An 18,457-nucleotide genomic window follows, 5' to 3' on the forward strand; every position below is an offset into this window, starting at 1 on the left:
GCACGAGGTTGATGATGTTGTGAGCGTAGTCCCGTCGCCGCAACGTGTGCGCCATAGCAGAGGACTTGGCGGAGGCATGAGACGCGACCAAGGTTCAGATCAACAGCTCGGGGAGATACCGGGGATGATCATGAGTAGACCGAGGCGTAATACTGCGTTTTTCCAGCTCAGCACACATAGCCGCGGCCAATCGCCCCCGCTCTCCTAAAGCGGGTGCCGCAGGTTCGAATCCTGCCGGGGGCACTCTTCACTACCGGGCCTTTCGTACGCTGACCTGCGGTTTCTCCACCGCAGGTCTTTTGCTTGCCAGACCCTTGATAGGTCGCCGACAGCACCCGAATGCAGCCGTAGGACCTTGATCGGGGGACATGCGGGGGATGATCTTGATTGCATTTCCCGAGGTCAGCCGCAGAATGGCGATGCTGGAAGATACCCACGGCATTGAACACGGCACCGGTGGCAGCAATGGACGCCAGAGACGCACTGCTTCGTGCACGGTGACCACCAATGCTGATCGTGACACATGCAGTCCCACGACTTTCTGTCTGATCTGCGCCAACGCCAGCAGCCCCATAACGAGGTCGGCGGATGCGGCGCGAGGTCTGCACTTCACGCAGCAGAGCCTGGCGTCACGCTTTACGGTGATGAGAGGCCGACAAACGTCGCGTAAGGGGTGGGCCGTGGATCCGATCGTGCTAGCTGCGGGAACGGCGCTGGTGACTGCGATGGCTACCGATACGTGGCAACAGGCCCGTCGGGCGGCAGTCGCACTGTGGCAGCGGGTGCGTCCCGAGCAGGCCGACGCTGTCGAGAACGAGTTGGCCGAAGTCCGGGCTCTGGTACTGACTGCTCGCCGCGATGGCGACTCCGACACCGAGCAGGCGTTGGCCGGATCCTGGCAGGTTCGGCTGGCTCAGCTGGTGCGAGCGGAACCCGCGCTGGCCGAAGAGCTACGGCGGGTCTTGGATGAGGACCTCACTCCCGCATTGCCCGCTGACGAGCGGGCGCGGATCGGCTCAATCACTATGAGCGCGACGGCCAGCGATCAAGGCCGGATCTACCAGGCGGGTCGCGACCAGCACATCACCGAGCGGTAAGCGTCACGGCGGAACAGCCGTCCTCCATGAGAGGGATGGTTCGATGAGCATGCCGGATGAGCCGCAGGTGCCGGTCTCTGATACTGGGGATGTTCACCTGGAGGCGCATGCCGCCGGTCAGGCCCGCATTCACCAGGCGGGCCGTGATCAGCATTTTTACTTTGGCGATCGCTCGCACGAGCGGCGGCGTACGACACCGGGTGCGGTGGTAGAGGAATGCCCCTACCCGGGGCTGTCCGCGTTCGGGCGTGAGCAGGCGCGGTGGTTCTTCGGCCGGGATGGGCTGATCGCCGAACTGGTCGCCCGCCTGGATGAACGTCTGCTGAGGGGAGGGATACAGGTAGTCGTGGCACCGTCGGGCGCGGGAAAGTCCTCGCTCCTGCGCGCCGGTCTGCTGCCCAGGCTCGCTCAAGGTGCTCTGCCGGGCTCAAACCGCTGGCCGTCGTTGGTGTTCACACCCACTGCCGACCCGGTACACGCCTTGGCCACGCAGATCTGTCCGCTGCTCGGCACCAGCTCCGCTCAGGTAGCCGATCAGTTCGCGACCGACCCGGATCGGTGCGCGGTCATGCTGCGCGAGGCGTTACACGAGCGGATCGACGGTGAGGATCCCAGAGCGCGGGTCGTGGTGGTGGCTGACCAGTTGGAGGAGCTATTCACCTTGTGCACCGACCAGCGGCAGCGGCGGGTGTTCATCGATCTGCTCGCCCGGCTGGCGGGTCCGCTTGACGCCGGCTCGACGCCGCCTGTGGGGCTGGTGGTGGCGGGGCTGCGGGCCGACTATTACGCGGCCTGCACCAGCGACACGCACTTGCGAGCGGCGTTGCAGGACAGTCCGCTGCTGGTCGGGGCAATGTCACCGGCGCAAGTGCGCGAGGCGATCGTCTATCCCGCCCAGGATGTCGGGCTGGACATCGAGCCGGGGCTGGTCGCGCTGTTGCTGCGCGATCTGGGGGTCATGGCCGGAACCGATGACGAAGAGGCGAGCGGTTATGAGGCGGGCCGGCTTCCATTCCTGGCGCACTCACTGCGCGCCATCTGGCAGCAGCGGGAAGGCGCCACATTGACCGTGGCGGGTTACCAAACCACTGGCGGCATCGAGAAAACCATCGCCACCGCGGCCGATCGGGCCCTGGCCGGCCTGCACGCCGCCGAGCGGAGGATGACCCGAGCGGTGTTCCTACGACTGGTAAAGAGCGGAGACGGGGCCGAGGACACCCGGTGGCGCCGGTCGTATGCCGAGTTGGTTGAGGTCGGCGGCGATCCGCCTATGGCCGCGGCAGTTGTGGACGCGTTCACCCGGGCGCGGCTGCTCACCAAGCGACAAGACACCGTGGAGATCACCCATGAGGCCCTGATCCGCGGCTGGCCTCAGCTGCGTCGCTGGATTGACAGCGACCGTGCCGGCCGGTTAACTCGCCAAGATGTCGAAGAGACCGCGACCACGTGGCAGCGCACGGGCCTAGATTCTGCCCTGCTGTATCGGAACAGCCGCCTGAGCATTGCTCAGGCATGGGCCGCGACGGCACCACCCGAGGATCTCAGCCCTGCCGTGCGGGCCTTCCTGACCGCCTGCACCCGCCAACAGCGCTGCACCGCACGACTGCGCATGGGAGTCACCTCCGCGTTGACCATGCTAACCATGCTCGCCACCACCGCCGCGATCATGGCTTTGCAGCAGCAAAGCGAAACCGTATGGCAGCGCGACTTAGCCATCTACAACCGTGTCCTGGCCGAGGCGGACCGGGTGCAGAGCACCGACGTGACGCGGGCAGCCCAGCTGACCCTGATCGCACACCGCATGAGACCCAGCAATGACTCCTACACCCGGCTGCTCGCCACTCAGCACACCGCCCTGTCCACACCGCTGACCGGCCACACTGACACTGTCAAGGCAGTGGCCTTCAGCCGCGATGGGCGCATCCTAGCCAGCGCCGGCAAGGACGAGAGCGTGTGGTTGTGGGACATGACCGATCCGGCTCGCCCACGTTCCCGTGGTTGGTTCCTCACCGACCACGACGCCAAAAAGATCAACTTTGTCAACGCTCTAGCGATCAGCCCCAACGGGAACACCCTAGCCACCGGCAGCGACAACGTCCGGTTATGGGACATCTCCGACCCGGGCCGCCCTCAGTCCCTAGGCCAACCTCTCATCGGCCACGGCACCGTTATGTCAGTTGCGTTCAGCCACGATGGACACATTCTGGCCAGTGCCGGGGATGACAGAACGGTGCGACTGTGGAACGCGTCCGCCCCGACCCGAGCAAGGCCCTTAGGTCTCCCCTTGCGCCACCCCAAGGCCGTCATACGACCAGACCGCTCCTTCATGGACGTGGACTCCATCTATTCGGTGGCCTTCCACCCCGATGGACGCACCCTGGCGAGCACCGACGTTGAGGGATCGATCTGGCTGTGGAACATCGCCGACCCTGCCCATCCAAAACGTCGGGACAGGCCACTTACCTATAACGGCGGATCCGTCTTATCGGTGGCATTCAGCCCCGATGGACATATCCTGGCCGCTGCTGGACTTGGAGGGGCGATACAGCAATGGAACCTGACCGACCCGGGTCACCCGGAGGGCGTGTACCCACCCATAACCGGCCACATCGGCGATGTCAACGCGATCGCCTTCAGCCCTGATGGACTCACCCTAGCCAGCGCCGGCAGCGATAAAACAGTGCGGCTGTGGAACGTCTCCAGTATCGACCACGAGCCCGTGGACCAGCCCCTGACTGGCCATACCGGCATGGTCAACGCGGTCGCTTTCAGCCCCGACGGCTACACCCTTGCAAGCGCTGGTGACAACTCCGTGAGGTCCTGGGATCTAGCCCACTCCCGGCTGACGGGCCACCTCAACAGGGTTAGTTCGATGGCCTTCACGCCCGACGGGCACACCCTGGCCAGCGCCGGCGGCGACGTGCAACTGTGGAACGTCACCCGCATAGCCCACCCCGAACGCCTGGGCCACTCCCTCGTCGATGAGGGTACAGCCGCCTCGATGGCGCTCAGCCCAAACGGACGCACCTTGGTGAGTGTCGATAGTGGCAGCAAGAGCGGCGGCCACTCGGTGCTGGCCTGGGACATCACTGACCCGACCCATCCGCAGCCCCGCAGTCAACCCCGCAGCGATCGCCTTCTCACGACGCCGTTCTTGGCCGTGGCCTTCAGCCTCGATGGGCGCACGCTGGCCAATGCCGACGACAGGGGGCTCGTATGGTTATGGGACATCACCGACCCTGCTCACCCGAAACACCTGGGCGGCCCTCTGACCCACGATGGCATCCCAGCGTATTCAGTGGCGTTCAGCCCAAACAGCGGCACGCTGGCGATCGCCGGTGGTGACGTGTATCTCTGGAACATCACCGATCCGGCCCACCCAAAGCATCTAGCCGACCTCCTTGACCACGACGGCAGAATCAATGCAGTGGCCTTCAGCCCCAATGGGCGAACCCTGGCAAGCGCTGGCAGAGACAGGTCGGTGCGACTATGGAACATCACCGACCCAGCCCACCCACAATCCCTGAGCCGACCCCTTCTCGGTCACACCGACCCCGTCAACGCTGTGGCCTTTAGCCCCAACGGCAACACGCTGGCCAGCGGCGGCGACGCCTCGGTGCGGTTATGGAACCTCACCGACCCGACCCACCCACAGCCCCTCGGCCAACCGCTGCCCGGCCACGCCTATGAGGTCAGCGCAGTGGCCTTCAGCATGGACGGACACGTGCTGGCGAGCGCTGGCAGTGACGGGTCAGTACGTCTGTGGAATTTGAACGTGGACACCGCCATCCAACGAATCTGCGCCTTTACCAAGAACGTTTTTTCCCGAAAGGAGTGGCAGAGTTACGTCGGCAGCGAGGTCCCCTACACCGCGCCCTGCGCGTGACTCTGCGCCTGCCGGAAACCTCATCCCTACAGGTCAAGCGGCGTGTAGGTATTCGTGGAGGACTCCGCCGAGCCGGTCCCTCGGCCTACGTTGAGGTTGACCCATCCGGCTGGATCGGTAATTGGATCCAGGACGGCGCGTAATGGAGCCGCCTGAGCCCAGGCTCGCACGGTGCGTTACCTGGTTGATTTCAGGGGTGAGAGCTGGCTCCACCTACCGGCGAGTTTTGGCCCCATTTAGCGATCTTGGGGGTCTTGATCACGGGTGAGTTTTGGCCCCACCCGAGGCATAGCTGAGGCCTTGATGGCGGGTTGAGCCCGTGACGATCGCTGGCTGTGGCTGATGGCCGGGGGGTTGCCGGGGGCGATCGGCGCCGCAGGGCCTCCTTCGTCGGCTCGATGGTTATCTTGGGTTCTCGAGCGACTTCGCTGGTCAGTGGTCTGCAGCGCTGTAAGGCAAGTGGACCGATCTCGGCCGCTGTCGAGTGGCGTTCCAAGAGGCCGCCACGTGCCTCACCCGGGCTCTAAGGTCATGGCGAGTGGCGTTCGCTCAGGTGTTGATCAAGTCAGCGAGAGTGCCACCTGACGCTGATGCATCACTGAAGGTCTCCGCCGCCTGCCTCAGGGTCTTGAGCGTTCCGGCTATTCAGCGGTTGATGATCGGTAAGGCATGTCAGGCAAGTGGGTCAGCCGCCAGGACGATGTCGACGTGGTTCAGGCTCATGGCGGGGCATCATGCACGAGAGCACCGACAATTTTGGGAGACGCCGATGCCGGACAGCCCCGACGTGCCGGACGACGTCCTCGACCGCCTCCGCGCGCTGTGCCTCGCACTCCCCGGCGTCTACGAGGAACAGGCCTGGGTCGGCACCCGCTGGCTGGTCCGCAAGAAGACCTTCGCCCACGTCCTCGGCATCAGCGACGAGTACCCGCCCGCCTACACCCGCGACGCGCCGTTCGTCGGGGATGCCACCGTCCTGACCTTCCGCTCCGACGGTGCCGAGCTCGCCGCGCTCGTCGGCACCGGCCACCCGTTCTACAAACCGAGGTGGCACCCGCAGGTCGTGGGCATGGTGATCGAACCGGACGCGGACTGGGACGAGATCGCCGAGCTGCTCATCGAGAGCTACTGCCTGCGGGCGCCGAAGAAGCTGGCGGCACAGGTTCCCCGGCCAGGTCCATGTCGGCCGCCCGAACGGCGATGACCGCGATGAAGGACATGCACCGCGCCACCACCTACGAGGCCGATTGTTATCTGGGTTCTCAAGCGAACTTGCTGGTCAGCTGTTTGAGGGGCTGTCAGTCATGTTAGGCAAGTAGGCTGCCCGGATCGGCTTCGGTGGTCATGTTGGGCAGTGGGCTCGTCCCGCTGGTTTCGTTCGCGTGACCTGACCGCGGTTGTTCGTCGGCTGTGACCGCGGGCATGGTTGGGCGAAGTCGTTGTTCGTGGGATTCGACCGCACTCATGGACCGCATCGCCGGCCTCCAGGGCGGCGCACTGTAAGATCCGCAGTTTCGTGTCGGATGGCAACGTCTGGACCTGCGCTTGGTGGACAGTCCGCGTGATCTGTCGGCTGTGCTGGTCCGCGCAGGCGTGTCGAATCCTCCCGTCATGTCGGCTCGCTTGGAAGCTTGAGTCGAGTGGACTGAAACCCTGATCTGCCGGTCCGCCTCGGCATGTCGAATCCGACAACCAACTGACACGGAGGTGCGGATTTCGACAGAAGAACGCGGATCCTACACGCACCTCTACGAGCTCGCCGACCTCCGGGCGGCCGCCCGTTATCAAAGGTGCCTGCGGAGCATCAGGCATGTGAGGCAAGTACCGCCGGATGCTCGAGAAGTACCGCGTGAGTCCGTGGCCGGTCCTACTCAGCGTCCTGCGCCTCGATCAGGTCGAGGTCGCGGACGCAGAAGCCGTGGTGCTCGAAGGTCTCGTTGAGCACCGTGCCGAGGCACCGCCGCACCGAGCGGCCCCGGGCGTACGACGGCCAGACATCGTCGTCGGGCACCGGCGCTCGCCCGGCGAGCTGCCCAGCGGTGACCCCGTCGAGCCAGGCCTCAAGCTCGGCGGCCTGTGCCTCACGCACGCTCACGATCTCGTCGAGGGACGGATCGAGCGAGAGGTCAAGCCCGTGCGCTCCACGGTAGGGCTCAACGGTCGTCCCGATGCCCATCGGCGTGAACAGCTCCGTCGAGCCCAGGCAGCAACGGCGGAACCACGAGTCGTGGACGAAGACCAGGTGGCGCATCGTCTGCACAGCCGACCACTCGTCATTCACGCTGCGGCGCTCGATGCCGGGCGTACGACGGATTCGCTCGATCGTGGCGGCCCAGCCGGCATGGAGCTGACGCGCTGCCTCGCGCAGATCGGCAGGGTCCTCGGAGCGGATCAGCAGCCGCACCGGATTACGCCGGTCGAGCTCTGCCTCGACGTACTCGGTGACCTCGACCCCGTTCACCACGAGGTTGGTGATGAGCCCGTCGATCACGGCGTCCTGCATGACCACGCCGATCAGGCGTGCCCCGGTCAGATCGCACTCGCGGAACTCTGCACCGTGCAGGTCCTCGTCGACATATCGTTTCATGCTCCGCATGGTAGGGCCGAGCACTGACAAACCAGCCCCCCTGTCCCCGCGACCTCCATCCCATTGGTGCGGTCGGCTCTCCCGAACATTGATCATGGTTCCAGCCCTCAAGTGCGGTCAGAACTCACGAACAAATGCGGTCACTTCTCACGAACGAAACCAAACGCACGGCCGTCGATGGCATCGGGTGGCGTGGATGGTCGGAGGCTGGGACTCAGGCTCCGCTTGCCTGGCGTGCGCGTGTCTGTGCGAGTCGGTAGGAGCTGGTGCCGGTCTCGATGATGGAGCCGTTGAAGGTGAGCCGGTCGACGATCGCGGCGCAGAGGCGGGGTTCGGTGAAGGTTTTGGTCCAGCCGCCGAAGCTGTCGTTGGAGGCGATGGCGACGCTGGCGGTCTCTTCGCGTTCGGTCAGGACCTGGAAGAGCAGCTGGGCGCCGCGTTTGTCGAGTTCCATGTAGCCGAGTTCGTCAATGCAGAGCAGTTCGTAGCGGCTGTAGCGGGCGATGGTCTTGTTGAGGATCATCTCGTCGGCGGCTTCGACCAGTTCGTTGACGAGTTTGGCGGCCAGGACGTACTTGACGCGGTATCCGGCCATGGCGGCCTCGGTGCCCAGGGCGATGAGTAGGTGTGACTTGCCGGTGCCGGAGTCGCCGATCAGACACAACGGGTGCCCGTTCTTGACCCATTCGCATTTGGCCAGGGTGTGAATGGTCGCTGCGGGGATGTCGGGGTTGGCCTCGAAGTCGAAGTCGGACAGCCATTTTTGGCGGGGGAATCCGGCGGCTTTGATGCGCCGCTCGGAGCGGCGGCGCTCTCGGTCCTCGCACTCGCCCATCAGCAGCTCGGCGAGGAAGCCGCGGTAGGTGAGTTGTTCGCGCTCGGCGGCGTCGGCGATGGCCACGAACTGGCTGCGCATGGTGGGCAGGCGCAGCATCTTGCAGGCCTGGTCGATCGCGGTCTCGGCGGCCGGCTCGGTGAGACCACGCTGGTGAATCGTCATGGGGTATCTCCCTGGCCGGTAGCGGGTGGACGAAAGCGCAGGAGCTGGTCGTAGGCGGCCACCGACGGCAGCGGTCGGCTGTCGGGTGGGAGCGCGGCCAGGCGCCGCTCGGTCAGCGAGGGCAGCGGCGGCAACTCGGCCGGTTGGCCCACCGGGCCGGTCGGCGAGGAGGTAGTGGCGGAGGCCATTCCGGTCTCGGCGTGGGCAGCCTTGCGGGCCTCGATCGCGACGACGTCACTGGTCAATGCGCCGACCGACAGCGCGGTGGCGATGCCGTCGACGACGTGCCGGTGGGCCATGCCGCGATGGAGGAGTAGCACCTCGATCAGCGCGCGGGTGCCCTCGGCCTCGCCGTGGGCCTTGCGGACCGCAGCCCACCAGGCGTCATGGACGGTGGTGAAGGTTCCCAGCTGGCGGGCCTGCTCCAGCGCCGTTGACCCGGCCAGCGCGCCTGGTTTGCGCAGCAGAATCTCCAGATAGTGATCCAGCCTCAGCCGGGGCTTACCCCGGGCGATCAGCCGCTCGTGGCGGGCGACTTCGGTCTTGCCGTCGAAAATGACCAGTTCCGAGGCGTGTAGCAGTACCCGGACTTTGCGGCCCACCAGCCGTACTGGCACCGAGTAGTAGTTCATCCGGACGCAGACCAGCGAATGACGGTTCACATGGGGATGGAAGACGCGGCCCGTCTCGAATCGATCGTCGGGCAGCGGCCGCAGCAGGGGGCGCTCGATGGCGAAACTCTCGCTCACAGTGTGCGCACGCGAGCCGATCCGCCGCTGGTCATCGACGGTGTCCCACTCATCGATGGTGGCATTCAGCTCCGCGAGCGTGGCCACCACCGGGACCGGGACCAGGTGGTTGCGGCGGAATCGGCCCACCTCGCCCTCGACCCCGCCCTTCTCATGGGCTCCGCTCAGGCCGGGGCGGCAGTAGAAAACTTCCAGGCCGTGGTGCGAGCGGAAGGCGGTCCAGCGCTCGTTTTCCACCCGGCCGCGGGTGAAGCCAAGCACCTGGGCCACCGCGGAGGTCAGGTTGTCGTAGCGGACTTGGCCCGTCGGCAGGCCCCCGAGCACGTTGAAGGCGTGTTCGTGTCCTTCCAGGAACGCTTCTTGGCCGCAGGAAGCGGTCACGCGGTGCACCGCCTTGCCCGAGTACGACATCCGGAACACGAACATGTAGCACACGGTCATCGTCCCGGCCAGATTCACCCACACCTCGCCGAAGTCGACCTCGGCCTCGACTCCGGGCCGTTTCGACTGGGAGATGAACACCTCAGGAGCCGCCCGGCCCGCCTCAATGCGGATCTTCGGGCGCCGGTCGTGGACGTATTCGCACAGCGTGGAATAGGACACGCCTTCCATCTCGTGTTCGGCGACCAGTCGGTCGAAGATGCGCTGAGAGGTATGCCGCTGCTTACGGGGCGCGTCCAGGTCAGCCCGCAGGATCTCATCGATCACCTGCTTGTAGGGGTCCAGCCGTGATCGGCGCGGGAGCATCTTCTTCCTCGGTGACGGCCATGCCGAGCCCAGCGCGTCCCGCACGGTGCGGCGGTGCACCTCGTACTTGTCTGCGAGTTTGCGGATCGACAGGCCCTCAGCCCGGGCATCTCGGCGGATCGCCGCATACAACTCGACCTTGGTCTTCAGACCCACCACGTGCCCCCTCGCCATCGGGCACATCGAGAGTCTCACCACAAGCCTGCGGGTGGGGCCAAAACTCACCAGAACGCAATCAACCGATCACGCAGTGGGGCCAACACTCACCCGTAGATGGGGCCAGCTCTCACCCTTGAAACCAGCACCAGCTTGGTCAGCCGCCCCAGCAGCCCGTTCTCACCCACCAGCTCCATGCCCTCGGCGCGGGCCTGCTCGACCAGCCGGCCGACGAGCTCGCGATCCGAGTCCTTAGGCTCCTTACGCGCCACCGCGGTGTCCTCCAGGTCGATCTCCGTCGATGCCTGGATCACAGTACTCATCAGGTGTGTTCTCCTTGATCAGGAGTTACACCGAAAACCGGGCTCTGTCGCGAATCCGGTGGTGACGGAGCGTGAGTTCACCGAGAGGATGCCGCTGAGCTGGAGCATCTGCCTCCAACGGATGTTTGCGCGCCCCTACGGTCGCGGCCTACCCTCCTTGAGAACTTGCGTTGGCGGTCACCTATACACACCGCTCACCAGCGGGTTCGCCTCGGATACGCCTTCAAAGCCTGCGGTCACTATCGGTTACCACCGAAATGGCGACAGAGCCGAAAACCGTACAGTCCCGCGCCAACCAACCAGTTGATAACTATCTGGACCAAGCTCAACGCCTGATGGAGGACACTCTGCGGCTGCCTCGCTTCGGCTATGACGTGACGTTCGATCCCGCGCAAGTGGACCGGCATACCGGCCGGACCATTCACGGGACGAAGGAGGCGCTTGGCATCACCGTGACAGTGGAGGTACAGGAGGAGTCGCCGACCTGGCATTTGCGGGCCGAATCTCGTTGCCTCACACGCTGAGCCGCAGACCTCAACTCCATTTATCGATCAGCTCTTTGGTCAGGGTGCTAGTAGTGGATCTTGAAGCGGCTTCCTGGAGTTGGCCCGGTTTGGTGGACACCTGATCTCTGGGGAACCCTGGTTCCCGGAAGAAGGAGTCTGCTGTGCCGAACAACTATCCGCCGGAGCTTCGCCGGCAGATGGTGGAACTGGTGCGCGCGGGACGGTCGCCGGAGGAGTTGGCCAAGGAGTTCCAGCCCTCCGCGCAGTCGATCCGTACCTGGGTGCGCCAGGCCGATCTGGATGACGGCCGCCGCCAGGACGGGCTGACCAGCGCCGAGAAGGACGAGCTGGCCCGGTTGCGTCGTGAGAACAAGATTCTCCGGGAGGAGAAGGAGATCTTGCGGAAGGCCGCGGTTTTCTTCGCGCGGGAGACGGATCTGCCGAGATGAGGTATCGGCTGATCGATGCGGAGAAGGACCACCACGAGGTCTTCCTGCTGGCCCGGGTGCTGGGTGTGTCGCGCCAGGGCTACTACGCCTGGGTGGCCAGGCAGCGGCGCGGCCTGTCGGCGCGAGCTCGCCGCGACGCCGAGCTGACCGAGCAGATCCGAGCGCATCATCAGGCCTCCGATCAGATCTACGGGGCGCCGCGCATCCACGCCGACCTGCGTGAGCTGGATGGGGTCCGGGTGGGCCGCAAGCGGGTGGCCCGGCTGATGCGCGCCGCCGGGCTGGCCGGGGTGAGCAGGCGTAAGGGCGTCCGCACCACTATCACCGATCCGCGCGCCGGATCTGCATCCGACCTGGTTCGGCGCAACTTCTCGGCCGAGGAGCCGAACCGGATCTGGACCGCCGACATCACGTATGTGCCGACCTGGCAGGGCTTCGTCTATCTGGCGGTGGTGCTGGATGTCTTCTCCCGCCGGATCGTGGGCTGGGCGATGGCCGAGCACATGCGCACCGAGTTGGTGACCGATGCGCTGGCGATGGCGCTGCACCAGCGTCGCCCCGAGGCCGGGGTGATTCACCACAGCGACAAGGGGGGTCAATACACCTCGCTTGCCTTCGGCCAGCGCTGTGAGCAGGCGGGCGTTCGTCCGTCGACGGGCCGGACCGGGACGTGCTTCGACAATGCGATCACCGAGAGCTTCTTCGCCTCGCTGGAGTGCGAGCTGATTGACCAGCGGACCTTCCGCACCAGGTCAGAAGCCGAACGGGCTCTCTTCAGCTACATCGAGGGCTTCTACAACCCGCGCCGCCGTCACTCCGCCAACGGCCAGCTCAGCCCCGCCGAATACGAACGCCGACACGCGCTCAAGAACGCTCAAGACCCCGACTATGCTGCCGCGTAGTCGCAAGCCCTGATGTGTCTATCGAACCGGGGCAACTCCACCCCTAGCCCGATGACCTGTGAGTCTGCCGGGATCCAGAGGGTGGACCTGGGGTTAGAGATCGCTTGAGAGCCTCTTAGCGCGCATGGGCGGCGATGGCGCGCTGCGGGACATGCACGGGATGATCAAGCAAGGAGTGGCACTGGTAGGGGTTGTTTGCCCAGGTCAGGACAGGTGGCGGAACGGTACTCGCCACGCTCTCCTACAGCAGGTGCTGCGGTTCCTGATCGTGCGTGGCTTCATGAAGGTCCCACGTGATCCGCAGCATCTAGCAACAGGTCTCCAGCTTGGGCCGGCCGCCGTGAGTAGCAAGGTGCGAGCTTCAGGAAAGTGATCACGAAGGTAAGCATCTGCGGAAGTGCGTTCTGGGCCAGTGTGCTGCCTCCGATGAGCCGGACGCGGCCCTTGGTGAGGATGTCTCGACCTTGTAGCGGCGGGCTTCGGCGATAAATGCCCGTGTTCTGGACAGTGAGAACCTGTTTCCAGGTCAGGCCCGAGCATCGGGGCGCGTCGCCGAGAGCCAAGGCTGGCCTTGGCGAGGATCACGCGTACCGTGGTGGCCGACATGTGTTGTCCCAGCTGCTTGTGTTCGCCGTGGATTCGCTGATAGCTCCAGTTCGGGCTCTCCTTGGCCGATCGAATCAGATCTCGGACCGTTCTCGCCGTCGACAGCCGTCCCGGCACCCGATGTGATGGCGCTCTGTGATTTTGGCTCTAGCCTGTGATGCTGTCACGGATCGTGAGCAAGTTGTGAGTGCACAGGATGATCTTCACGAGGTGCCATCGGCAGGTCCAGTCGCTCTCCCGGCCACGATGCCTCAGCTCAATCAAGGTGTCCCGCCAGCAGTTGGTCTACCGCGTCCACCGACAGTGCGAATGTGGCGGGCAGGGGTTTGTCTGCTTGGTGGTGGTCGGCCATCAGCACACCTACGACCTCGCCGAGGTCGTTGAACAGCGGGCCGCCATAGGCCCTGGGCTTGACCTGCATGCCGCACTTGAACAGGCGGAACCCGTGCTCGCGAGACGAAGCGAACGTGTCCACCGTGCCGAAGCCGAGCTTCCATCCTGCTTCGGCCTTCGGATTGGGGGCGGCGATCCACACCCTGTCGCCCACCCGAACAGTGCTGGAGTAGCCAAGGCGCGGCAAGGGTGCGGCAACGGGCTCGGCCAGCTCGATCAGGGCCAGGTCGATCGCCTGTGGGGGCAGGTGCACGGCCGAGACCCGCCCATAGGGGGCGACTTGGATTCTGGCCAGATCGATCGGGAGGGGGGGATCGCTGTCGACCAACCAGCGCCGGTTCGTCGCCACCAGCTGGTCCCTGACAAGAAACCCGGTGGCCAGCGCGCGTCCTCCGCCGGGATGGGAGACCTTGACCGTAATGAGGGACGAGCTCATCCGGCGGACGAATGCCTCAGGATCTTCGGGATCGAGGAAGGACACGCCCAGCAGGGCGGTGTTGGCGGTGAGTGTGCTCCGGTAGCGGGCGGTGTCGCCGATCTCGGCCAGTGAACACAGGTAGCGTTCGATGTCGGCGGGCTCGTTCAGCCGGGCGGTTCGTTGGCTGATCGCGTCTACGGCCCGCCGATGTTCGCCCTTGTGATGGTGGGCGCGAAAGCGGCGCAGGCGTTCGGGATCGTCGGGATGGATCCAGGCGAGCAGGTCGTTCCACTCGGCCACCCTCGCGGCGACGGGCTGAAGGAGGTCTGCCTGGTTACGCAGCTTAGCCGCCAGGTAAGCGGCCTGTTCAAGGTCGCGTTCGAGATCTGAGCCACCGTCCTCCTGCAGATAGGCCCGCCCCAGCGCCACCAGGTCACGCAGCGGCCCCTGAATCAGGGAGAGCTCCACCTCTACCTGATCGGCCGTGCGGAACATCTCCAGCAAAGTCTGTTCGGTCTGGTCATCGTGCGGTGCTCCGGCCGGCCGGTAGGTGGCAAGCCGTCCGGAGTACTCTCGCCATGTCTCCTCGCCGAGATCGAGGTCGACGAGTTCGGCGATCTCCGCCCGATATGCGTCCCGTTCGGCCTGCTGCCGCCGCCGACGCGCCAGCTGACGATGCCGCTCGGTCATCTGGCGGATTTCCTCTGGAGACAGCATGGTGGTGTCGCTGATCTTCACCGACCGGGCATTCTCGGTGCCGAGATCGCGGGCTGTGACCTCGAGCACGCAATTCTCATCGATGGAGAATGTGACCTCGATTTTTGGGATGCCGTGTGGAGCGGGCGGGATGTCCCCCAGCACGAACTGACCTATTCGCGACTTCGGGTCGAGCTCTCCGCTGAAGATCTGGATGTGCACATTCTGCTGGTTGTCCTTATAGGTGGTGCAGATCTTCTTGCGCACGGATGGAATCAGGCTGTTCCTTTCGATCAGCTGCGTGAACTCCTTCTCGCCTCCCCTGCTGCTGGTCGCGATGCCCAAGGCGAAGGGGGTCACGTCCAGCAGTACTGCTTTTTTGAGCTTCTTGTCGAGAACGGCCCCCTGCAGGGCGGCGCCGTAGGCCACGGCGGTCCGTGGATTGGCCACTCGGGTCCGTTCGACCTCGAAGATCTCCTCTACCAGGTCGCTGACTAGCGGTGAAAGCATGGGGCCGCCGACCAGGACCAGGTGCTCAGGAGTGTGGGAGATCTTCTCGGCGAACTCCTGACAGACCTCGCGAAGGACCTTGAATGACTGGGCCAGGATGCTGGCCAGTTCCGTCCGGGTCAGCCGCAGCCGGACGACGTTCCGGTAACCGGCAAAGCCGATGAGCTCGTATTCGGCCTCGGACTGGCCGGACAGGGAGATCTTGAGCCATTCCGCCGCCAGGTCAAGCCGTTGGCGCGTTTCCTCATCCGATATTTCCACGCCGTCGCTGTGCAGCCGTTGGCGAAGCGCATGGCTGATGGCCGCGTCGAAGTCTTTGCCGCCGTACTGGTGATTGCCATCTACCTGCTGGACATGGAAGGTCTGCTTATCGATGTCCTGCCCGTCTTCGTCCTGCCCGTCTTCGATTTCCAGCAGGCTGAGATCCAGAGTGCCGGCGCCCAGGTCGACGACGAGGACCTCGCCGAGAAGGTCCCTCTCGCGGGCGGTGGCGATGCAGGCGGCGGTCGGTTCGTGGATCAGGCGGACAGCCTCCACTCCGGCGATCACGCAAGCGTCACGGGTGGCGTTGTTGGCCTTGAGCGGGAAGTACGCCGGCGTTGTCACGATCACGCGGGGACGGTTGACCCGCAGGTCGTGGTGATGTTCGGTCCATGCCAGCCATTCTTGGCGCACTTCGCCGAGCTCGATGCGGGCCAGTTCGCCTACGCGCTCGCGTACCTGGCCTTTGAGGAAGGTCTCCACCAGGTGCCGGGCGTGCTGGATCAGCCGGGCCGCGACCTCCTCAGGGCGATAGGACCCGGTGCCGAGCTCGGGCAGGGATTGGTCGGTGCCCATGTGGCGTTTGGCGCCGCTGATGTGAGTCTGGATGCGGTTGCTCGCTATGTGCTCCCCGGTTATTCCGACTAGCTCGCTGCCCTGTGTGTCGATGCTGAGGGTGGAGACAAAGTGGTCCTGGCCCGCAGAGGGGCACAGGACGGGGGCTTCGATGCGGGTGTCGTAGATGGCGGCCACGCAGGTGGTGGTGCCGAGGTCGAGCCCCCATGTGTCGGCGAACCGCTGGTCGATCTCGGTCTTGGCTTGTTTCACCCAGGATTGCGCGCGTTCTTCGAAGACGTGCCGTGCACGGCCGTCCACGGCCTTCAGCGTCCGGTCCACCTTGCCTTTTAGCCGCGGCGAGAGGGATCGTTCCTTCTGCAAGTGGCGAAGCTCGGCGACGGCGTTGGTGTTGCCGCCCGTACGGTCCACGGCCTGACGGCACAGGCGGACCAGTTGCTCGAACTCGCCGGCGCGCCGCAGGTAGTCGACCACTCGGGGATCCTCGATGGCGTCTTCGCCCAGCGCGGTGATCAGGCAGCGTGCGGCGTCGTGGTACCAGCCGTCTTGGGCGTACAGCGAGCTGGCCCGCTCCCACTGCTTGGCTGACTCATAGTGCCTGGCGGCGCCGAAGACGTCGCCGCCGGCCTCGCGGGCCTGGGCGCGGGCGCTGAATCCGGCGGGGGAATCGTCGTTTTTGAGGACTCGCTCGGCGTCGCCGTTTCTACCGGCCTGGAAGTAGAGGGTGTGGGCGCGGACGGGCTCGTTACCGTCCTCGGCGCGGTGAGCCGCCGGGACGATCTCGCCGGCCGCCTCCTCCAAGCGGCTCCACCGCTTGTAGTGCTCGGTGGCGGCGGCCGGCTGCCGCTGGATGAGGTCACCGAAATACCGGCGTCCGGTGGCCAGGATGGCCTTCCTTCTTCCGGTGATCTCCGTGCGACGAGCCGAGAGCGCCGCGGTGATCTCCGTGGCGCGTTCCAGGTGCGCGAGGAGGTCCTGGGTGCGTGCGGCCGCCACAGTCAGTTCCCCGCGTTCGACCCTGGCGTCCACTTCGGGCAGGCAGGCTCCTGCGAGCCGGGCCATCCGGTCCGGCAGCACCGCCGGGCAGGTGGCCAGCGCACGGGAGACGTCGCCAAGACGCTCGTGGCACTCGCTGACGCGGTCGTGCCGATTTGCCTCCTGATAGCGCTGGAGTGCTTCATTGTCTCGTCCGGCAGCGACATAGAGATCGCCGGCATGTTCGTTCAAGACGCGAAACATCTCGACATGCTCTGGGCGTTGCGGCAGCCGGAGCGTCGCGAGCACGTCCGAAAGCCGGGGCACATGCACCGCGCGCCGGAGGAGGCTGGCTTCCTTGGCGCGCGTGTCGGCCAGTGGTGCCGCAGCCTGACATCGGCCAAGCAGACAGTGCACCTCGAACAGCTCAGGCAGCAGCGCCTCGGGTAGATCATCCAGCAGATCCGTCCACAACCGCTCATGCGTGCTGAGTGGCGTGTGCGTCAGGTGTGTACGGACCGAGTCCGCCAGCGTCCGGCGGTCGAGCAGGCCCAATTCGTACCAGCGGCGCAGCTGAGCAGTCAAAGCCTCCGGGGCCCGCGCGGTCGCGAGCAGGTGGGCGAGCCGGTCGCGTGCAAACAACTGCAGTGGCCTCGATGACAGCCTGGTGGCCAGCTCGAACACGGCGGCGACGGAGTGCCGGTTGCCCTGACGGACCACCTGAGCCAGCCAGCCCTCGTCGGCTGTGCGAAACGCCAGCTCGTAGCAATCCAACGGGATGAGCTCGTCGAAGGAACGGACCCAGTCGAGGGCCGTTTGCCGCCCCAGCCGCAGAGCCAGCCGGACCGAGCGCCGGTACACCCGGGCAGCGTCGTCAAGCGACAGCACGTTCAGCGGGTCGGCGAAGGCATGTTCTAGATTCGCCTGCGCCCGCAGCAGTCGCTTGGTCGCGCCGCCCGCCAGCCAGTCCAAGAGCCCCAGACCGGAGAGCGCGTGCGCAATCCGCGTTCCCAGCGGCACGGTAACCGGCACGGACAGTTCGAGTTCGCCGCCGGAACCGGCCGGGTCAAGGGCTCTGCGCGCGCGAACCTGCTTGGCGAGCTCTTTGACCGCGCGTATCCACGCCTGTTGGGCACCTGGGCTGGTCGTGATCGGCGGGCCGCTGGGCACCCACTGCAGCTCCGCGAGCGGCGTGCGTCCGGGTACAAACGGCGCGACGTTCACCGGCAGCAGCAGGCACAGGCCGTCTCGCGAGCGCTGCATCGCCCGCGGCAGCTCATGGCGCATACAGAACTCCGACGCGACGAATTCCTGCGTGATCAGCAGGACCACGATGTCGGCCGTGTCCATCTGCTCGAGAAGAACGCGTTCCCAGTCCTGGCCAGGCTTGATATCAACGTCCTGAAACGCTTCAACATCAGGCTCGCAGAACAGGGCCGCGGCATATGTCCGAAATGTCGATGCGTGTGATGAATCGGCGCGCGCGTAGCTGATGAAGATTCGAATAGGCGTCGACTGCACAGGCACCAGTTTCGCTTCAAAATGGTGCCGATGCCAGACATCCCTGACCGCTACCGAAAACACACGTGTTCACTTTCGTATCATGGCTCGATTCATCCC

General features: G+C 65.2%; 10 protein-coding genes. 5 read left to right on the forward strand and 5 right to left on the reverse strand.

Translation table 11 applies throughout. The features are described 5' to 3' along the window. Window positions 1–680 precede the first annotated feature (680 nt). From ACGFNP_RS33925 to ACGFNP_RS33935, 3 genes are all read left to right on the forward strand, one after another. Entirely contained in the window at window positions 681–1,097 is a 417-nt protein-coding gene (locus tag ACGFNP_RS33925; RefSeq protein ID WP_393325600.1) for a hypothetical protein, read from the forward strand. A 43-nt stretch (window positions 1,098–1,140) separates the two neighbouring features. Then, the gene (locus ACGFNP_RS33930) at window positions 1,141–4,983 is read left to right on the forward strand and encodes a hypothetical protein (protein ID WP_393325602.1); all 3,843 of its coding nucleotides are present in this window, start codon (window positions 1,141–1,143) and stop codon (window positions 4,981–4,983) included. A gap of 769 nt (window positions 4,984–5,752) precedes the next feature. Then, window positions 5,753–6,187, forward strand: a complete 435-nt coding sequence (locus ACGFNP_RS33935) for an MmcQ/YjbR family DNA-binding protein (RefSeq protein WP_066372915.1) — start codon at window positions 5,753–5,755, stop codon at window positions 6,185–6,187. Window positions 6,188–6,850: 663 nt separating this feature from the next. On the opposite strand, the gene ACGFNP_RS33940 is transcribed toward ACGFNP_RS33935, so the two are convergent. The 4 genes from ACGFNP_RS33940 to ACGFNP_RS33955 all read right to left on the reverse strand — a co-directional run bounded on the left by ACGFNP_RS33940 (window position 6,851) and on the right by ACGFNP_RS33955 (window position 10,545). Further along, window positions 6,851–7,570 (reverse strand): DinB family protein, encoded by a 720-nt coding sequence (locus tag ACGFNP_RS33940; RefSeq protein WP_393325605.1) that lies wholly within the window; start codon window positions 7,568–7,570, stop codon window positions 6,851–6,853. 214 nt (window positions 7,571–7,784) lie between these two features. Next, window positions 7,785–8,570, reverse strand: coding sequence for an IS21-like element helper ATPase IstB (gene istB, locus ACGFNP_RS33945; protein WP_358342804.1), 786 nt, complete (start codon window positions 8,568–8,570; stop codon window positions 7,785–7,787). Beyond that, entirely contained in the window at window positions 8,567–10,216 is a 1,650-nt protein-coding gene (gene istA / locus ACGFNP_RS33950) for an IS21 family transposase (protein ID WP_393326267.1), read from the reverse strand. The genes istB and istA overlap by 4 nt, the downstream gene beginning before the upstream one ends. Window positions 10,217–10,329: 113 nt before the next feature. After that, the gene (locus ACGFNP_RS33955; protein WP_393325607.1) at window positions 10,330–10,545 is read right to left on the reverse strand and encodes a hypothetical protein; all 216 of its coding nucleotides are present in this window, start codon (window positions 10,543–10,545) and stop codon (window positions 10,330–10,332) included. A gap of 257 nt (window positions 10,546–10,802) precedes the next feature. Between ACGFNP_RS33955 and ACGFNP_RS33960 the strand changes: the two genes are divergently transcribed. Both ACGFNP_RS33960 and ACGFNP_RS33965 read left to right on the forward strand, forming a co-directional pair. Further along, window positions 10,803–11,069 (forward strand): hypothetical protein, encoded by a 267-nt coding sequence (locus ACGFNP_RS33960; RefSeq protein WP_393325609.1) that lies wholly within the window; start codon window positions 10,803–10,805, stop codon window positions 11,067–11,069. Between the two features lie 179 nt (window positions 11,070–11,248). Beyond that, window positions 11,249–12,402 (forward strand): IS3 family transposase gene (locus tag ACGFNP_RS33965; protein WP_393326270.1). Its coding sequence is split into 2 segments (ribosomal slippage): window positions 11,249–11,462 and window positions 11,462–12,402, totalling 1,155 coding nucleotides; the frame shifts between segments, so codons are not numbered across the junction. Between the two features lie 862 nt (window positions 12,403–13,264). On the opposite strand, the gene ACGFNP_RS33970 is transcribed toward ACGFNP_RS33965, so the two are convergent. Further along, a complete protein-coding gene (locus ACGFNP_RS33970) occupies window positions 13,265–18,421 on the reverse strand; it encodes an Hsp70 family protein (protein ID WP_393325611.1) in 5,157 nt (1,718 codons plus the stop codon). Between the last annotated feature and the right edge of the window lie 36 nt (window positions 18,422–18,457).

Source organism: Nonomuraea sp. NPDC049269 (genome assembly GCF_043197155.1).
In the GTDB taxonomy this organism is placed as follows: Bacteria; Actinomycetota; Actinomycetes; order Streptosporangiales; family Streptosporangiaceae; genus Nonomuraea.